The organism is Sphingobium chungbukense (assembly GCF_001005725.1).
In the GTDB taxonomy this organism is placed as follows: domain Bacteria; phylum Pseudomonadota; class Alphaproteobacteria; order Sphingomonadales; family Sphingomonadaceae; genus Sphingobium; species Sphingobium chungbukense.
The window spans coordinates 177910-196122 of record NZ_LBIC01000012.1; the positions used below are offsets into that span (position 1 = coordinate 177910).

General features: G+C 58.2%; 17 protein-coding genes. 12 read left to right on the forward strand and 5 right to left on the reverse strand.

Going from position 1 to position 18213, the window contains the following annotated elements; genetic code table 11:
- Window positions 1-20: 20 nt before the first annotated feature.
- The 4 genes from YP76_RS22150 to YP76_RS22165 are packed head-to-tail and all read right to left on the reverse strand — an operon-like array spanning window position 21 to window position 6532.
- On the reverse strand, window positions 21-1619 hold the full coding sequence (locus tag YP76_RS22150; RefSeq protein ID WP_046765759.1) for a class I adenylate-forming enzyme family protein: 1599 nt from the start codon (window positions 1617-1619) through the stop codon (window positions 21-23).
- Window positions 1616-2854 carry a thiolase family protein gene (locus YP76_RS22155; RefSeq protein ID WP_046765760.1) on the reverse strand — a complete coding sequence of 413 codons (1239 nt, stop codon included), beginning with the start codon at window positions 2852-2854 and terminating at the stop codon, window positions 1616-1618. The genes YP76_RS22150 and YP76_RS22155 overlap by 4 nt, the downstream gene beginning before the upstream one ends.
- The gene (locus YP76_RS22160; protein ID WP_084733316.1) at window positions 2851-4149 is read right to left on the reverse strand and encodes an acyl-CoA dehydrogenase family protein; all 1299 of its coding nucleotides are present in this window, start codon (window positions 4147-4149) and stop codon (window positions 2851-2853) included. Before YP76_RS22160 ends, YP76_RS22155 begins: the two co-directional genes overlap by 4 nt.
- Before the next feature lie 31 nt (window positions 4150-4180).
- Complete coding sequence (locus YP76_RS22165; RefSeq protein WP_084733317.1) at window positions 4181-6532, reverse strand: TonB-dependent receptor; 2352 nt, start codon at window positions 6530-6532, stop codon at window positions 4181-4183.
- 135 nt (window positions 6533-6667) lie between these two features.
- Here YP76_RS22165 and YP76_RS22170 point away from each other — a divergent pair, with 135 nt between their 5' ends.
- The 5 genes from YP76_RS22170 (at window position 6668) to YP76_RS22190 (ending at window position 10803) form a co-directional block, all read left to right on the forward strand.
- Window positions 6668-7597 carry a helix-turn-helix domain-containing protein gene (locus YP76_RS22170; protein WP_046765762.1) on the forward strand — a complete coding sequence of 310 codons (930 nt, stop codon included), beginning with the start codon at window positions 6668-6670 and terminating at the stop codon, window positions 7595-7597.
- A gap of 173 nt (window positions 7598-7770) precedes the next feature.
- The gene (locus YP76_RS22175) at window positions 7771-9090 is read left to right on the forward strand and encodes an aromatic ring-hydroxylating oxygenase subunit alpha (RefSeq protein WP_046765763.1); all 1320 of its coding nucleotides are present in this window, start codon (window positions 7771-7773) and stop codon (window positions 9088-9090) included.
- Window positions 9087-9704 carry a 3-phenylpropionate/cinnamic acid dioxygenase subunit beta gene (locus tag YP76_RS22180; protein ID WP_052757554.1) on the forward strand — a complete coding sequence of 206 codons (618 nt, stop codon included), beginning with the start codon at window positions 9087-9089 and terminating at the stop codon, window positions 9702-9704. The genes YP76_RS22175 and YP76_RS22180 overlap by 4 nt, the downstream gene beginning before the upstream one ends.
- A gap of 29 nt (window positions 9705-9733) precedes the next feature.
- Window positions 9734-10480, forward strand: a complete 747-nt coding sequence (locus tag YP76_RS22185) for an SDR family oxidoreductase (RefSeq protein WP_232307688.1) — start codon at window positions 9734-9736, stop codon at window positions 10478-10480.
- A gap of 8 nt (window positions 10481-10488) precedes the next feature.
- Window positions 10489-10803, forward strand: coding sequence for a 2Fe-2S iron-sulfur cluster-binding protein (locus YP76_RS22190; RefSeq protein WP_046765765.1), 315 nt, complete (start codon window positions 10489-10491; stop codon window positions 10801-10803).
- On the opposite strand, the gene YP76_RS26780 is transcribed toward YP76_RS22190, so the two are convergent.
- Window positions 10787-11533 carry a TetR/AcrR family transcriptional regulator gene (locus YP76_RS26780; RefSeq protein ID WP_084733318.1) on the reverse strand — a complete coding sequence of 249 codons (747 nt, stop codon included), beginning with the start codon at window positions 11531-11533 and terminating at the stop codon, window positions 10787-10789. The two genes, YP76_RS22190 and YP76_RS26780, sit on opposite strands and share 17 nt — an antisense overlap.
- On the opposite strand from YP76_RS26780, the gene YP76_RS22200 reads away from it, so the two are divergent.
- The 7 genes from YP76_RS22200 (at window position 11520) to YP76_RS26785 (ending at window position 18213) form a co-directional block, all read left to right on the forward strand.
- Window positions 11520-12359: an alpha/beta fold hydrolase gene (locus YP76_RS22200; protein ID WP_046765766.1), complete on the forward strand. Its 840-nt coding sequence runs from the start codon at window positions 11520-11522 to the stop codon at window positions 12357-12359. The two genes, YP76_RS26780 and YP76_RS22200, sit on opposite strands and share 14 nt — an antisense overlap.
- On the forward strand, window positions 12356-13264 hold the full coding sequence (locus YP76_RS22205) for a VOC family protein (RefSeq protein WP_046765767.1): 909 nt from the start codon (window positions 12356-12358) through the stop codon (window positions 13262-13264). The genes YP76_RS22200 and YP76_RS22205 overlap by 4 nt, the downstream gene beginning before the upstream one ends.
- Window positions 13264-14052, forward strand: a complete 789-nt coding sequence (locus tag YP76_RS22210; protein WP_046765768.1) for a 2-keto-4-pentenoate hydratase — start codon at window positions 13264-13266, stop codon at window positions 14050-14052. Before YP76_RS22205 ends, YP76_RS22210 begins: the two co-directional genes overlap by 1 nt.
- Complete coding sequence (locus tag YP76_RS22215; RefSeq protein ID WP_046765769.1) at window positions 14049-14990, forward strand: acetaldehyde dehydrogenase (acetylating); 942 nt, start codon at window positions 14049-14051, stop codon at window positions 14988-14990. The genes YP76_RS22210 and YP76_RS22215 overlap by 4 nt, the downstream gene beginning before the upstream one ends.
- Window positions 14990-16021 (forward strand): 4-hydroxy-2-oxovalerate aldolase, encoded by a 1032-nt coding sequence (dmpG, locus tag YP76_RS22220; protein ID WP_046765821.1) that lies wholly within the window; start codon window positions 14990-14992, stop codon window positions 16019-16021. Before YP76_RS22215 ends, dmpG begins: the two co-directional genes overlap by 1 nt.
- A 178-nt stretch (window positions 16022-16199) precedes the next feature.
- Entirely contained in the window at window positions 16200-17453 is a 1254-nt protein-coding gene (locus tag YP76_RS22225) for an NAD(P)/FAD-dependent oxidoreductase (protein WP_046765770.1), read from the forward strand.
- A gap of 352 nt (window positions 17454-17805) precedes the next feature.
- A complete protein-coding gene (locus tag YP76_RS26785; RefSeq protein WP_052757556.1) occupies window positions 17806-18213 on the forward strand; it encodes a hypothetical protein in 408 nt (135 codons plus the stop codon).

An 18213-nucleotide genomic window follows, 5' to 3' on the forward strand; every position in this document is an offset into this window, starting at 1 on the left:
TACTCTTTCCTCTCTCGAAATCATGCAGACTGGTGACGCTTCTCAGTGTGAACCGAGGAAGAGTCTTTTTCGAACGCTTCGGCAAGAAAGCGCTCCTGTGGTTTCTCCGACGCAGTCTTCGGGATTGCGTCGAGCTGTTGGATGAAGCTCGGGACCATTCCGGAGTCGAGCCGCTCACGGCACCAGCCGAACAGAAGTTGTGCATCGAAGGATGCCGGATCGGCTGGGACGATCGCCGCGACGACGTCCTTTTCACCAGGGGCCCCTGATGCGGCAGTGACGCCCCAGACAAACACGTCGCTGACGGTGGGATGTTCCGCGATCACCTTTTCGACGATTGCCGGGTTCACGAACTCGCCGTTATGCCGAATGCCGCCGCCGCTACGGAACTGGAAATAGATCCAGCCCTCTGTGTCCCGCATCACGACATCTCCGGTGCGCAACCACCCGCCCTCGGTTTTGCGCGCGCTTGCCTCCGGCAAGCCGATGTAAGCAACGGACATCGGAGAGCCATCGGCGTTTCCGAACCAGAGCTCGCCAGGCTCGCCGTCAGCGACATCGACACCGTCCTCGTCCACGATGCGCACTTGTAGGGACGGGGGAGCCTTGCCGCAGCTTCCGGGAGGACCGGCGTTCGCCGGGTTCAGAAGGAGCCCTCCTTCCATCGCACCATAGAATTCGATAATGTCCAGGCCGAAGCGGCTACGGAAAGTTTCCCAGATCGCAGTCGGCATGCCCGCACTGATGACATGACGGACGGGATTGTCGCGATCATCGGCGCGCTCTGGTTCCGAGTAGATCGCAGTTGCCATTCCGCCGAGTAGCGAGAATGTGGTGCAACCGTTGCGCCGGATGATTTCCCAAAGACGCGATTTGGTGAACCGGCGGCTGAAGACAGCACGCAGACCCATGCCCAGCGAAGGCGCGAGTGTCACATACTGAGCATTGCCGTGCGTGAGGGAAAGCCCGGTATAGGGCCGATCGCCTGCATTGTACCCGAACATACTCTCGCCATATCCGCTCGCCGCGATGAAGCGGCCGTGCGTAACGACAATGCCCTTCGGGTCCCCGGTGGTGCCGCTCGTATACATGATCTGCATGGGTGCAGTGGCACTGTCGATCGCGAGCGGCAGCTCGGCACCTTCAATCGCCAGATCACCGATGACGATGGTGTCGATGGAAGGTGTCGGCGAAGGGAGATCGCCGACAAAGGCTACCCACTTCAACGCGGGAAGTGAGGATAAAACTGCCGCGAGATTGTCTGCCGCATAATCGCCGGCGACTACGCCCACGCATTCTGCATCGCGCAGCATATAGGACAGCTTCTCCCCCCTCATGCGAGGGTCAAGCGGCACAAGTTCGCAACCGACGATACTGGTGGCGACCATCAGTTCGACGAATTCAGGGTGATTTTGAAGGAGTAGACCGATCCGGTCGCCTTTGGCGATGCCGCGTGATTTCAGCCCGCGCGCCAATGCCTGACCGGCTCTCCAAAGCTCGGCATATGTGCGCGTTTCCTGCTCACCCTCATGTTCAAATGTCAGAACATCAAGGTTTGGGAGTTCATCGGCGCGAGCGCGGATGAGGTGACCGATCGTAGGAAATGTCATAATGCTCATCTCTGCAAGGTTGTGACGACTAGCGCGCCGACGTCGTCGCCGACGTAGCCGCCACCATTTTCGGCGATTGCGGTCCGGGCACCTTCGACCTGCCGGGGTCCAGCCTGGCCGCGCAACTGCTCAGTCAGTTCCACGATCTGGGCGAGGCCGGTTGCACCGATGGGATGCCCCTTGCGGAGTAGGCCGCCCGACGGATTGACCACGGTTCTCCCGCCGCCTCCAAGCGCGGTAAGACCCTGTTCAATAAGGGGACCAGCTTCGCCCTTGGCACAGATACCGAGATATTCGGTGTGGATGACTTCGGACGGGGCTGAAGCATCGTGAAGTTCCACGACATCGATGTCCTCGGGACCGAATCCGGCCTCTTCGTAAGCCTTGCCAATCGTCGCCTCGAATACGCCATCCACTGCATCTGCGGCATAGTCCCAGCCCGTTGCCAGAACGGAGGATGCGATCCTGACTGGATCCACCAGCCCCAGTGCCTTGGCCTTACGCTCGGAAACGAGCACAACGGCTGCTGCTCCATCGCCGATTGGCGAGCACATAGGCAGTGTGAGGGGATCCGCGACCACGCGGGCGTTCAAGACGTCTTCGATGGTGAGAACATCGCGGAATTGTGCCCGCGGATTGAGTGCTCCGTGTCGGCTGTTCTTGGCGGAGACTGCGGCGAAGTGCCGCGCGGTCGAGCCGTATTTGCGCATATGCGGCGCTGCCATCGTCGCATATATGTCCATGAAGATCGAGCGCGCAGCCGCGTTCTCTGTGTCCGGCTCAATCCCTTCGGACCGAAGTTTGCGATCGATAGATGCCTGAACGCCCTCCATGTCTTCAAAATCCACCGCGCCGGCGAACACCGAGAAAGTGCGTGCTTTGTCAGGATGAACCAGCTTCTCGAAGCCGCACGCGAGTACGACATCATAGGCACCGAATGTAACCATCGAGGCCGCTTGCTGTAGCGCCGTACCAGCGGAGGCGCAGGCGTTCTCGACGTTGATAACCGGGATATGCCCGATACCCATGCCGCGCAGCGCGACCTCTCCGGGAATGAGGACTTGCCCCGTAATGACGCCACCCGCTGCATTCGCCATATAGGCGGCCTCGAGATCATCTCCTGACAGACCAGCATCGGCGAGAGCGGCCGAGATGGCCTCGGCTGCGAGTGACTTCAAGCCCCTGTCGAGATGCTTCCCGAAGGTCGTCATGCCGACCCCTGCGACGTACGCATTCTGCTTCATGCAAATCGCTCCGGATCGGCGAGCCCATAGCCCCCTTTGATAGAGAGGATTTCGTTGCAGCCATCTTCGATCAAAGCGAGACGCGCGTCCCGGAAGGTCTTCTCGATGGGATATTCGTCGGTCATCCCATTGCCGCCGAAAATTTGCATCGCATCCGAGGCTACCTCGAAGGCCGTCTGGGTGCCAGTGATCTTTGCCATCATCGCCGAGGGCAGGGACGGGGTAGGGGCAGTCGCGTTGTAGAGCGCTACACGCCGCGTTAGCGCGCGGCTCAGCTCGATCTTGCGCGCCATGTGAAACAGCCGCTGTGCGACGGACTGGTGACGGATTATCGGAACCCCGCCCTGCTTCCTCTCATGCGCATAGTCCCAGGCAAGCTCGTAGGCTGAGCGCGCGTTCCCGGTCCAGACAGCGCCCATGAGGGTGTTGGCCTCGGCATGCACGCCGTAGACTGCCCGCTTATAGTCTTCGGGGCCGGCGATCACATTGTCGAGCGGCAACTCGACATTGTCGAAGAAGAGCTCTCCTTGCGGCAGCGCGCGCTGCCCCATTTTCGCGATAACGCGCCCCTTTGTGACACCGGGGGCGTCCAACGGTACGATAATGCAGGCACCGTTTCTCGGGTCCGCACCATTCCCGGTATCCGCTGCTACGTAGAGCACGCAGATCTCTGCGGCTGGCGCATTGGAGCACCAGGCCGCCTTCTGACCCTGCAGCACGATGCGGTCGGCTTCGAACTTCGCTACGCAATTGGGCCGGCCATATTTCGCGTTAGGGGCGAAAATTGCGCCGTTCGGATCGAGCATGTCGGTACCATGATCTGGCTCGGTGATCGCCCAGCAACCGGGAACACCCTCGGGATACTTCGCGATCAGATCAGAGCGACCAAACATATGCATCATCACATGCGGGAGCATCGTCGCGCCGAGGACGATTGCGAGACCTCCATCGCCATAGCCGAACTCCTCATTGGCGATGCACAGAAGGACCGCGCGTTCTGCCTCCGGCATTGCCATAAGATCAGCGACGGATATGCCGAGAGTGGCGAATTCCTTCATGAACGACCAGTAGGGCGAGCCTGGCGCCAGTTGCTCGCCGGGATCGATGCGGTCTAGCTTCTGGCCAAGCGGACGCATCACCCTTCGAGCAAAGCCGTTCAAAACATCGCGGATTGCCTCCTGCTCTTCCGTCAGAAGGCTCTCCGCGCCCCACGCCGTCATTACGGCGCGAGGATCGGCAGGCCAGTCGAGTATGCGCGGCCGCTGTAAGGCCTCGATGGTCGTTGGGTCGTTCATGAGGATTTCCTTTGCTGAGACAGCAGCGATTTCAGAACTTCATGCGTCCACTCACGCCCCAGGTGGCGGGCGGCGCGAAAACCTGCATGCCGAGACTAAGACTGGAAACGTCGAGGGCCCAAACACGGTACTGGGTACTCGTGACGTTATCGCCGTAGATCGCCAGCTCGAACTTGTCGTTCGGCGAAGTCCAGCTCATACGAAGATCAAGCGTTGCCCACTTCCGCTCGTAATTCACAGGCTCGTTCAGGACCGTAAGGTAGTAGCCTTCCTTGTATTGGCCGCTTGCCTGTGCCGCCAACTTACCACCTGCAAAATCCCATTCGTAGCGGGCGAGACCACTCAGAGCCAGGCGAGGCGTGTTCGGCATCTTGCGAGTGACCTGCGAGCCGTCCGGCAGGACGATGCCCTTAACCTTGCTGTGAATGGTCGAGCCATTGATCGCGAAGTCGAGACCGGGCACTGGGGTCAGCTTCAGTTCTGCTTCTCCGCCATAGACGATTGCGTTCACGTTCGTGATGGTCTGGGCGATGTTGATCAGCGAAAATGCCTGGAAATTCTGATAGTCGTAGTAGAATCCCGAAGCGTTGAAGGTGCCGCGACCACCCAGGAACCGTTTCTTGATACCGGCTTCGTAGGAGGTGAGAACCTCCTGCTTATGCGCGAATTGGTCGGGGAAGATCGGCGGGAAGACCGGTGCGGTCCAGTTGCCGCCCTTGTGACCCCGGGTATAGCTCAGATAAAGAAGCGTCGTGTTGTCCGGCTTATAGTCGAGCTCGGCCTTCGCTGAAACATTGTCAAACGGACGGTTCGCAGCAGGATTGTTGCCAGGATTGTAGGTAAACGGAGCCTGGATCTGCGGGGTATCCGTAAAGGCGTAGTCGTAGCGCTTCCGATCGTGCGTAAACCGCAGTCCTCCGATCACCGAAAACTGGTCGTTTATGGCGTATTCGCCCTGCGCGAAGGCCGCAACGCTGTTCGTCACAAGACGATAGTTTGTCTGGAAGTTTGCAGGGACGGTACCACCAGGCGCACATTGCACGCCGATGCACGGTGGTGCCCCTACATAAGGTGCCAGATCAAGGTCGACTGCGCTCCCGTAGCGGCCGTTCATATGGAGGTAGAACCCTCCGACGACCCACTTCAGATTGCCCGTCGTCCCGTTGAGGCGAACTTCCTCCGAAACCTGATCATACCGCTGCGTGGTCCCGTAAACGAAGAACTGCGCCGGCGAAAAATTGTTGTTGTACATCAGGAATTTATTGATCTTCAGGTAATCGGTCACGGAAGTGAGCGTTACGCTACCGAAGTCGTGTGTCAGCTTGATCTGGCCATTATAGATCGAGCGCTTGAAGTAGCCGGGATAAGGGTTGGCGACCGTGTAGGGATCCGAACTCGGCTTGAACCCGACGACATTGCAGCCGGCGCAAGGAGCGGTCACCGTACCGCCAGTCACAATATTGGGGAATTGGGCGATCTGGTTCGGACCCACGGGAACGCCGAGGCCGTCAGGTCCTGGGACCGCAACGCCGCCGCTGTAGGCCGGCCCATGCTGGTCATCACGATTGTAACGACCGAGCAACCGGATCTTGGTGTCGCCCATATCGAACAGCAGTTGGCCACGAACGGCGTAATTGTCCGTATTGCCAGCATCGTGTTTGCCGGTCTGCGTGTTGTAGAACGGCCCATCCGACTGGTTGCGGGTGAACGACAAACGGCCGAGAATGTTTTCAGTGATCGGGCCGCTGATCGCTCCCTGGACATTATAGGTATTGAACCGTCCATAGCTGCCCTGCACATAGCCTGAAAGGTGATCGGTCGGTGCTGCGCTGATGAAATGGATGAGGCCGCCCGTTGCGTTGCGACCGAAGAGAGTGCCCTGCGGTCCGCGAAGGACCTCCACACGTTCCAGATCGAAAATCGGGACTGAGATACCTCCGCTGCTCCCGACGTATGTGTCGTCCTGATAGACGGCGATCGGAGGCTCGAGGTGGTCTGCGAAATCGTTCTGGACGACGCCACGGATGTTGATGTTCGAGACCGAAGGGCTGAATTGATAGAAGCTCACGGCAGGCGTCTGCTTCACGATATCGGTCGACGTGACGAAGCCAAGTTTCTGGATGGCGGTACCGCTAAACGCAGTGATCGAAATGCCGACCTTCTGCAGGTTCTGCTCGCGCCGATTGGCCGTCACGACGATGTCCTGGGTCAACAAGCCGGCACGGTCTGCGCCACCTTCCGCGTTCGACGCGCCGCTGTCCTGCGCCGGTGCAGCGGCATCGGTCGGCGCTGCGGTTTGCGCCATGGCTGCCGGAGCTACGCCAAGTGCGGCACCTGCGAACAACATGGCTTTTGCGATAGTGAGCGTGGATTTACGTTGCATTTCACCCCTCCTGGTCACCCGGAATTAACGGCCGGGTTTCATTCTGAATGAACATACGCTATCGAATGGAGCATCAAATGTGGAGACGGCCGTCTTTGCAGTGACAGCGCAACAAATTTGCGTGGGGAGAGGAACGTGCAGGTGCAACCGCCGCCAAGGACAGTTCGGATCGCATCGCTTACGACGGAAAATGTAAGTCCGATCTTTCTCGAACTCGATGTTCAGGATGCTATGGAGACGAGAGGGACGTTCGCGATTTCAGTCCTGGACGGATTGAGCGTCGTTCGCTCGACAACGCGCGGAATGCCATTCCACGTCCATCGGCTGAACCGGCACATCCGAGCGGCCTCAAGCCACGCTTTTTTCGCATGCGTGCCGCTGCGGGGCAGCCTTTATCTGGACCAGAGCGGGCGCCATTGTACCCTGGCTCGGGGTGACATCGGCCTTATGGATTCGCGAACCGAATATACGTTGGGAATGTCGCAGGAGCTCGATGCACTCTGGATTCGCATTGAGCCGGAAAAGTTGGAGGCCAGGCTGTCTGGCATCAGTCGTTTCATGGCAAAGCGCGTAGATGGATCGCAGGGCCTTGGGCTGATTGCGTCTCGCTTCATCGTAACCACTGCGTCTCAGGCTGAGGTGCTCGCCCGGCAACAAGGGTCGTCAATAGCGTCGATCCTTATGGATTTGCTCTGCTCCGCCGCAGCTGCAGATGAGGAATGGCCGCAGGCTTCGCGTACAGCGGTGCGCAATTTCGAGCGAGCCAAAGAATTCATCGACCACCACCTTGCTGACGAGGATCTTGGGCCTGCGCAGATCGCCGCCGGCGTAGGGATCGGCACCCGATATCTTTCCGAACTTTTCGCTAAGCAGGGTACAACGGTAATGACGTGGGTCGTGCAGCGCCGCCTCGAACTGGTTCGCGCCGCAATCGAAGGTCGATGCTGGTCGCCAGGGCTGATCGCGGACGTGGCTTACCGGCACGGATTCAGCAATATTCCGAGCTTTAATCGGGCGTTCAAGCACGCTTTTGCGATAACTCCCCGCCGTGTGATGAACGGCTAGGCGCCGAACTAGATCGTATCGGAGATGGCCGTCGTAGATGGCTGCTGTGGGCTACGAATGATGTCTGCGGCCGATTTCGTTGGGGAAAGAAGGAGCGCAACGTGGCCCTCGGGTGAAAAACGACTGGACAAGGTTGGGCATTTCAACATACGGAAGCGTATGGAGATGGCGCGATGACATTAATAGCTAGCAATTTTGTAGACTGGGAATTCGGCACGGTTGACCGTCGAATATTCTGGGATTCTGCGATCTATGAGCGCGAGATGGAGCAGATTTTTGCTCGCTCCTGGCTCTTCGTGGCGCACGAATCGCAGGTCGAGGCGCCGGGCAGTTTCATCACTACCTATATGGGTGAGGACTCGGTCATCGTGGCGCGCGCTGATGCCCAGACGATCAACGTGTTTCTCAACTCCTGCCCCCATCGCGGAAATCGCGTATGTTTCGCAGATAGCGGGCAGGGGCGCCAGTTTACCTGCAACTATCATGGCTGGGCCTTTGGGCTGGGTGGCGAACTCAAGAAGATGCCTAAGATGGGCCTCTACAAGTCGACCCCCGGCTTCCGCATGGAGGACTGGGGTCTCAAGCGCGCCCGCGTTGCTACTTACAAGGGGCTGGTGTTCGCGACATTCAGCGAGGACGCCCCTAGTTTGGATGACTGGTTAGGTGATTTCCGATGGTATCTCGATGCGGTGCTCGATGCTGAGGACGGCGGTACTGAGTTCCTTCCCGGCGGGGCGACCCGTTCGGTCATGCGGTGCAACTGGAAATTCCCGGCCGATAATTTCGTCGGTGATATCTACCATGCGCTCTGGACTCATCTTGGTGGCTCGGAGCCGACGCTGGGGCGCCATGGTGGCGTGAAAGTCGAGAATAGCGGTAGCTACCAGGTATCGGTGAACGGCCACGGTTGGGAGTTCAACGACAGTTTCCTCGGCAACGCCGCCACGATGGGGGATCGTGACCTGTTACGCTACATGCGTTCACGTCAGGAAGCGATCACCGCCCGCCTCGGCAAATTTCGCTCCGACATGTGGGGATCGGTGGCATCTGCAACCATATTCCCGAACTTCTCTTTTCTTCCGGGCTATTTCACCTTTCGCACCTTTCAGCCGAAGGGACCGCTTAAGACTGAAATTCATGCGTGGACGCTCGTTCCCCGCAACATGCCCGACGACATTAAGGACCGCTTCCGTCGTGGTTCGATGCGCACCTTCTCGCCGTCCGGCCTGCTCGAAATGGATGATGGAGAGAATTGGGAGCACTCGACGTCGGCAAACGCCGGCTGGGTAACGCGAAACCAGAGGCTTTGCTACGCAATGGCCCCGGAAGGTGAGGAGGTAGATGCGTCGCTTCCGGGGACCGTGTCGAGCGGTCAGCTTTCCGATGCCAATCAGCGCCTGTTTTATAAGCGCTGGGCCGAGATGATGGATGCTGGGTCATGGGCCGACATTCCGATGGCCACCAAAAGCGCAAATGTGGAGGCCGCCGAATGAGCGCCGCTCTTGATCGCAAGCCGGACTACTCCACCTATCCCAGGCTGAGTCGCGAGGAAGCACGGGTTGCCGCCAACCAGCTCCTCTCGATGCGAGGCGACGGGGTGCCAGTTGCTTCTGATCTTCTTGCGGAGATCGAAGCCTTTTACCGGATGGAAGCCAGATTGCTCGACGAGGAGCGCCACGACGAGTGGTACGATCTCCTAGCGGACGATCTGTTCTACTGGATGCCTCTTCGGGAAAATCGGTACCGACGCGACCCCCGACCTGAGATCGATCCGAACAACATGGCCCTCTTTGATGATTGCAAGGCCGACATTGCGATACGCATCGGCAGGCTGGCATCAAATCTCGTGTGGACCGAGGATCCGCCCACCCGGCACGTCTACATTGTTTCGAACGTCGAGGCGTTCGAAACGGACAAGCCGGAGGAATATGAGATTCATTACGCCTTCGTTCAATACCGCAATCGGTCCGAGCACGACGAGGCAACCCTCCATGGACGGCGACGTGACGTCCTCAGGCACGTAGGTAATGGCTTCCAGGTTGCACGGCGCTTGATCCTTCTGCCTCAGTCCGTGCTGCTTACCAAGAATCTGTCGGCGTTCTTCTGATGGGCAGGCTCGAAGGATACCGTGCCGTAGTGACCGGCGCCGCCGCTGGCATTGGCCGAGCTATTGTTAGGCGCTATCTCGCTGAGGGTGCCAACGTTGTCGCCGTCGTCAGGAAGTCGTCTGATGTCGAGGCCCTTGAGGGGGAGGGCTGCGCAGTCGTGCTTGGCGATGTCTCGCATTACGAAACGGCAGAAAAAGCGGTTGCAACCGCTGTGGAAAGATGGGGCGGGCTTGACGTCTACGTCGCGAATGCCGGTTTGTGGGACTTTCACAAGCGCACTGAAAAGCAGTCCCCTGAGGAGCTCTCGGGTGCTTTTGAGGAATTATTCGGAGTCAATGTGAAAGCGGCACTATTTGGGGCACGCGCAAGCATCGAGGAGCTTCGCCGCAGTCGCGGGAGTGTCATCGCGACGGGATCGAACGCCTGCTTCATGGCTGGTGGTGGTGGAGCACTGTACACCGCATCGAAATTTGCCCTGCGCGGGCTCGTGATGCAGCTCGCTAAGGAATTCGCCCCCGAGGTGAGGGTGAATGGCGTCGCACCCGGAGCAACTGACACCGGTATTTCCGGGCCTGAGGCGCTTGGCCAGCGGGAACGCGAAATGAATGGCGATCCGGCACGAATGGATGCGATGGCCGCCCATATGCTGCTCGGAAGGGTTTCGGGACCGGAAGAACATGCCGCCCTGTACGTCTTGCTTGCGAGCAAGTCGGAGAGTTCCTACGTCACCGGCGCTATGCTGCTGTCGGATGGCGGACTCACCATTTCCATTTAGGTCTGGCGATGGCTAAAATCTCGATTACCGGCACTGCCGGCGAAACACGCATAATAGAGCCTCAATCCGGTTTGACTGTGATGGAAATCATAAGGGATGCCGGTTTTGATGAAATGATCGCACTGTGCGGCGGCAACTGCAGTTGCGCTACGTGCCATGTCTACGTTGATGGCGAGGTGGATGTAGGTCCTCCAGGTGATGACGAAGATGACCTGCTGAGTTCTTCGGACAAGCGGCGAGATCGGTCTCGCCTGTCCTGTCAGATCATCTTCGATGAAACTATGGTTGGTTTGTCCGTTACGATTGCTAACGAGGAGTCGTAGGTGTGCGCTTCTTGCGAACTGTCGCCGACGCCCCATTGTTGAGAAGAATTTCCTCGCACCGTGACATTGTGTCGAGCGCGTCTGCGGGCACAAGAGTAGCGGCCACGCGGATGTAGCTATAGGCGAGAATAGCGCGAGCGTCGGCGTCTGCCTGTTCAACGCCGCTCTCAACCAGAAGGCCGGCAATGTACCGGAGGCGCAGTTGGTCAACCTCAGCAAGAGCCGAGGCTGCGCGCATATCGTCGCGACCCCAGAGTCGCACGGCAAGTTCAACGTCTGCCGCATGGGCTGATGACCGGCCCACCAGTGGGAGACGGAGCAGCCTTTGTAGGCGCGCCGCGGGCGACGCTTCTCCACGATCGAGTCGCTCGATCAACGCGAGGGTCGCCAGGCGACGCCAAGATGTCAGCATCTCCTCCAGCAGGGCCTCGCGATCTCGAAAGTGCCAGTAGAAGCTGCCTTTCGTTACTCCGAGTTCCTTTGCCAGCAGTTCGACACGTACGCCAGCGATCCCCTTTTTTGCGAGCATGTCGAGAGCCCCTTGAGTCCAGGCAGAAGCGTCCAGCTTGCTACTGTCAGCCACGCGCTTCGGCTTCTTGATTTCCACTCCTTCAACTCCCTCACGGCTATGATTGTTCATTTCACCATACGCTTCCGTATTGACATTCGAAATAGGCAAGTGCACGACCCGTACCACAAATGAGAGGATTTGGATCATGGTTACCGTCATCGAGCAGGGCCGCGGCCAGACTGTGCGTGCCCTCGAACTTGACACCAATTACCACGAGGCCGGCGCTGGATCGCCGGTTGTGCTGCTTCATGGATCGGGACCTGGCGTTTCTGCCTGGACGAATTGGAAGCGTGTCATTCCTGCCCTCAGTGGAAGTTTCAGGGTCATCGCACCCGATATGGCTGGTTTCGGCTATACCGAGCGTGATCCGGACCTCAAGTATGACATCAAGCTGTGGGTCAAGCATCTGATCGCGTTTTTGGATGCGCTTGGTGTCGAAAAGGCAAGCCTTGTAGGCAATAGCTTTGGAGGATCGCTTGCTCTCGCCGCGGCCGCGCGCTTTCCTGATCGCTTCGACCGTCTGGTGCTGATGGGAACACCGTGCGACAAATTCGTGATGACACCCGGTTTGCGGGCTGGCTGGGACTATCAGCCCAGCCGTGAGAACATGCGTTCCGCAATGTCTCATTTTCCTTTTGACGCGAATTTCATCACAGATGAACTTGTCGAAGATCGGTATCAGGCGAGCCTTATACCGGGCGCGCAGGAAGGCCTGCGAAAGTTGCTCGTCAAGCCGAATGACGAGGGCGACACGCCGTTGTCGGGAATGCCAACCAGCGTCGTTGAGAATATTCCGCATCCGACGCTTGTGCTCCATGGGCGTGAGGATCGGGTTATACCTGTGGAAATGGGAATCCTTCTCGCCCGTACCCTTCCGAATGCTGAATTGCATATGTTCGGCCAGTGCGGACACTGGGTTCAGGCGGAGCGTTTTGGCCCCTTCATTTCCCTCGCCTCTGCTCACCTCTCAAAGGCGAGCGCATGACCAGTCAGATTGAAGCGCTTGGCTACGTCGGGCTCGAAGTATCCGATTTTTCCGCTTGGCGCGCATTTATAACCGACAAGCTCGGCGTCCATTGGTCTGCGCGTGAGGACGGCACTGTTGATCTGAGGCTCGACCAATATGCGACTCGGTTGAGGCTACACGAAGGACCGCGCGACGACTTGGCCTACACAGGGTGGGAGGTAAAGGATGCTTCCGCTCTCGATGAGCTTGAGACGCGGCTCGAAAAAAGCGGTGTGCTGGTCGAGCGCCCAGGGATTGACGTTGCATCTGATCGCCGGGTCAACGACCTCATTCGATTCACTGACCCCGAAGGCAACATTCACGAGGCGTTTTATGGTCCGCTTCAGCGGACAAACGACCCGTTTGTCAGCCCGACAGGTGCACAGTTCAAGACAGGGCGGCAGGGGCTCGGGCATGTGGTCCTATCCTGTAATGACAAGCCAGCGATGCTCGAATTTTTCTTGGGCACATTGGGATTTCGCCTGTCCGACCACATTCGGACAGAAGTGGTTCCGGGACGACCGCTGGAAATTAGTTTCTTGCGCTGCAATGGGCGCCACCACTCGCTGGCGCTTGCTCCAGTCCGAATTCCCAAGCGGATTGTTCATCTGATGATCGAGACGGTCACAATAGACGATGTAGGCCGAGCGCTTGACCGATGCCTGTCCTCCGGGACTCACCTCACCTTCACGCTTGGCCGACATTCGAACGATGAGATGCTGAGCTTTTATCCGCTCACCCCCTCAGGCTTCGACCTCGAATATGGATGGGGCGGCTTGGAGGTCGATGACGAAAGTTGGCACGTACTCACGCACGACACCAACTCGGCCTGGGGTCACATCTACCAACGCCCGCCGAAACCGAACAAGACGGAGACAAGTTGATGACCCCGATGTTTGAGGCCGCGGCTGAGAAGCTGCGCGCCGCCTATGTGGAAGGCGCTATCGCGCCTTTGCGCGACATTCTAGAGCCGACAGACACGGACGGCGCCTATGCCGTGCAGGATATTAACACCCAGCGCTGGATTGCGGATGGGCGGCGGCTCATTGGACGAAAGATTGGGTTGACGGCCGAAGCTGTGCAAAAGCAGCTCGGTGTCGACCAGCCTGACTTCGGCGCCTTGTTCTCCGACATGCGAATCGTGGATGGTGGCGTGTTGAAGCGGTCGTCGGTTCTGCAACCTAAGGCTGAGGCTGAGGTTGCGATCGTGCTGGGCAAAGATATCGAGGATCCGTCGGTCGATGCCGACGGTATCCTGTCAGCAACCTCGCACGCTATCGCCGCGATAGAGATCGTCGACAGCCGCATCGCCGATTGGAAGATCACCTTCGCCGACACGGTGGCGGATAATGGCTCATCAGCTTTTTTTGTGCTGGGAAGTAGCGAGGTTCCGATCGAGGACCTCGATCTCTACTCGTGCGGGATGGTGCTCGAGGTGAACGGCCAGATCGCCTCGATCGGTGCTGGCGCAGCCTGCCTGGGACATCCGCTCAATGCTGCCGCATGGCTGGCACGAACCCTGATTGCCCGCGGCGAGCCACTGCGCGCGGGCGACATTCTCATGACCGGAGCGCTGGGTCCGATGGTCGCACTCAAGCCCGGAGATAAGGTGCGAGCGGTGATCGGCGGCCTGGGCGAATGTAGCTTCGAGTTCGAAGGGGATAGCGAATGAGCGGTAAGGTAAAAGTCGCGATTATCGGTTCGGGTAATATTGGCACCGATCTGATGATCAAAATCATGCGCACGTCCGAGATACTTGAGATGGCCGCGCTGGTCGGTATCGACCCGGAGTCCGATGGTCTGAAGCGGGCGTCGCGACTTGGGGTAGCCACCACCGCTGAAGGCATTGATGGCCTCGTAAAGCTACCCGCTTGGAGCGAAATAGGGGTTGTGTTTGACGCAACTTCGGCGGGTGCCCATGTAAAGCACAGCTCAGTCGTTGTAGCAGCTGGAAAGGTCATGATTGACCTGACGCCTGCAGCGATAGGCCCGTATGTCATCCCCGTCGTGAATGGAGATGAACATCTCGATGCGGTGAATGTGAATATGGTGACCTGTGGCGGGCAAGCGACGATACCAATCGTGGCTGCCGTGTCGTCTGTCGCCAAAGTGCACTATGCGGAGATCGTTGCTTCGATTTCTTCGAAGAGCGCTGGTCCCGGGACGCGAGCCAACATCGACGAATTCACGGAGACGACATCACGCGGTATCGAAGAGGTCGGAGGAGCGGAGAAGGGCAAAGCGATCATCATTCTCAATCCCGCCGAACCACCGATGATGATGCGAGATACAGTGTTCACCCTGTCATCCGGCGCGACCGAAGCCGAGATCGAGGCAGCCATCGAAACGATGGTCGCACAGGTAAACGCGTATGTTCCAGGCTACCGGATGAAGCAGAAGGTCCAGTTCGAGCGGTTCGGATCGAACAATGCGGTCAATATCCCTGGAATCGGCCAGTTTGAAGGCATCAAGACCAGTGTATTCCTGGAGGTGGAGGGCGCTGCTCACTACCTGCCTTCTTACGCCGGAAACCTCGATATTATGACCTCGGCGGGCTTGCGCACTGCTGAGAAGATTGCCGCACGGCGGCTGAACAAGGAGGTGGCATGATGCCCTTCGATCCGACGCAAACGAAGCTGTATATCCAGGACGTAACGCTGCGTGATGGAATGCACGCGATCCGACATCAATATGGCATTGACCATGTCCAGAATATCGCACGCGCGCTCGACGAAGCGAAGGTCGACGCTATTGAAGTCGCCCATGGTGATGGCCTCAACGGATCGAGCTTCAATTACGGGTTCGGTGCGCACACCGATTGGGAATGGATCGAAGCTGTCGCCGATGTCATCGATCATTCCGTACTCACGACACTCCTCATACCGGGGATCGGCACGATTGAGGAATTGAAGCACGCCTATAAGCTGGGCGTACGTTCGGTTCGCGTCGCGACACATTGCACCGAGGCCGATATTTCGAAGCAGCACATCGCTGCCGCACGAGACCTTGGGATGGATACGTGCGGGTTCCTGATGATGAGCCATATGATCGAGCCTGAAGTGCTTGCGCAGCAGGCGAAGCTCATGGAAAGTTACGGTGCAACTTGCATCTACGTAACTGATAGCGGTGGTGCCTTGGACATGGATGGGTATCGCGCGCGTTGTGAAGCCTACGACCGGGTACTCAAGCCCGAAACGCAGCGCGGAATTCATGCTCACCACAACCTGTCTCTAGGGGTGGCGAATTCGATCGTGGGCGTCCAGGGGGGAGCTGTGCGCGTCGATGCCAGTCTAGCGGGTATGGGAGCTGGTGCGGGCAATGCTCCGCTCGAGGTCTTCATTGCCGCTGCTGACCGTAAGGGCTGGCTGCATGGCTGTGACCTATATAAGTTGATGGATGCCGCCGAGGAACTCGTGCGCCCGCTGCAGGACCGGCCGGTGCGCGTCGATCGCGAGACGCTAAGCCTGGGCTATGCCGGCGTCTATTCGTCCTTCCTCCGGCATGCGGAGAAGGCCAGCGCCGACTATGGTGTTGATACTCGCGAGATTCTTGTTGAACTGGGGCGTCGCCGCATGGTCGGCGGACAGGAAGACATGATCGTTGATGTCGCACTCGACATGTCGGAGCGACAGAAAGCCTGAAGTGAGCAGCGGCACGACGCCTTGAGGCTCGTGCCGCCAACCTCAACAATCTTACAGATGCGCCAATCAGATAGCGCAGAGCGCGTCCCCTTGTTTGGTCGGAAGCGCCGCATGGGCCGTTTCCTCTAACAATCGACATCTATGGCGTTCTGCGGGTTCAGACCGTCCCGGAGGACAAATGAAGGCTCACTTCGACGTAGTTATTGTTGGCGCAGGGCACGGCGGTGCCCAGGCTGCCATCTCGCTTCGCCAAAAGAAGTTCGAGGGGACGATTGCCATAATTGGTGAGGAGCCCAAGCTGCCCTACGAGCGCCCGCCACTTTCGAAGGACTACTTGTCAGGAGAAAAGGCGTTCGAGCGCATTCTCATCCGTCCTGCTGATTTTTGGCGGGAGCGCAATGTCGTCATATTGACCGGACAGCGGGTCGTCACTGTGGATGCGGATGCGCGCACCGTCACGACGGATGCTGCCGAAAGATTTTCATATGGCCGACTGATCTGGGCTGCGGGTGGACACGCACGCAAGCTGAGTTGCGAAGGGTACGACCTGCCCGGCGTGCACTCGCTGCGAACCAGCACGGACGTCGACAAGATGATTGGGGAGTTGGCGACGACAACTCGGGTCGCAATTATTGGTGGTGGTTATATCGGGCTCGAGACCGCAGCCGTCCTGGCAAAAATGGGTAAGCAGGTAACGGTCTTGGAAGCACAGGACCGTGTTTTGGCGCGGGTTGCGGGCGAGGCGCTCTCGCGCTTCTACGAAGCCGAGCATCGAGCGCACGGGGTTGAGGTGCGACTTGGTGTCCAGGTCGAGCGCATTGACACATCGAACGGGCGGGCTGCCGGAGTAAGGCTGTCCAATGGCGAATTAATCGCAGCTCAAATGGTGATCGTCGGCATCGGGATTGTTCCCGCTGTTGCACCGCTTCTCGCTGCGGGTGCAAGCGGCGGAAATGGGGTCGCGGTAGATGACCATGGCCGAACCTCTCTGTCGGATGTCTTTGCGATCGGTGATTGTGCGCTGCATTCCAACATTTACGCCGATGGTCTTCCGATAAGACTGGAGTCGGTCCAAAATGCCAACGATCTGGCTAATACTGTCGCTCACGCGATTACCGGCGATCTCAAGCCGTATAATGCGGTGCCCTGGTTCTGGTCCAATCAATATGATTTGCGCCTCCAGACCATTGGCCTCTCTGCTGGGTATGACACAGCAGTCACGCGCGGCGATATCGCTAGCCGGAGTTTCTCGATAGTTTATCTCAGACAAGGCCATGTCGTGGCGCTGGATTGTGTCAATGCTACCAAGGACTATGTACAGGGCAAAGCTCTGGTAACAGGGCGCGTGAGGGTCTCTGCCGAGGTGATCTCGGATACAGACATAGCGCTCAAGGACATTCAGCCCCTCTCGGTGTCGTCGACGGATCAATGAAAGCCCGGATGCGAGAGGGTCCGGACGCCGAATGGCGCATTGCCTGTTAATCTGCGCCTGTCGAATTTTGTCCGCCTGACATTGCTGCGGATGCCATGTTCGAATTGGCAGTAAGGCTGCGGGCATTTGTCTCACCAGGTGCCGATCCTGAGATCCGGTGTCACTATGCTCGGTGCGCTGGCAGCCCGATCCAAAACCATGATCTGGTTGAAGCTTGGCCTGAGATAGGAAGATGACGAAGAGATCCTATGGTGAGAGGAAATAAGGTTCGACCCTATACTACTTGACACCATTGATTTGATTGACTTTTACTGCTAATTTTGCTATCCTTTCGACTTGAAAGGGACAAGCGATGAGTGAACCATCTTTCACTGCGAACGACCGCCCTCGACTGGTCAACTGGCTCTGGCATCGCTGGTACGCGAAGCTTTATTGGCTGGCGTTCGCGTTGTTCTGGATGACGCTCCACGCTGTGTGGCTGCTGTCGTTGGGCTCGGACTTTTTCCGATCGACGGTTAGCGCTTATGCCATGCTCATCTTCAATCCAATTACGGCATTCGTCGTCCTGGGTGCTGGTTATATCCACGCTCTTTTTTCGACCGGCTGTCTTGAATGGGCTGAGCCGGCGGAAGGGTCGTATCCTTTTAGCAGATCATTGGGCGGGTTGAATGACCCTTGCTCTGACCCTGCCGACCCGCGTTCCGGAATAAACTGGATCGGCTCTCCCCAGAGTCGCGCCCGCCGGTATGGGGAAGATTGA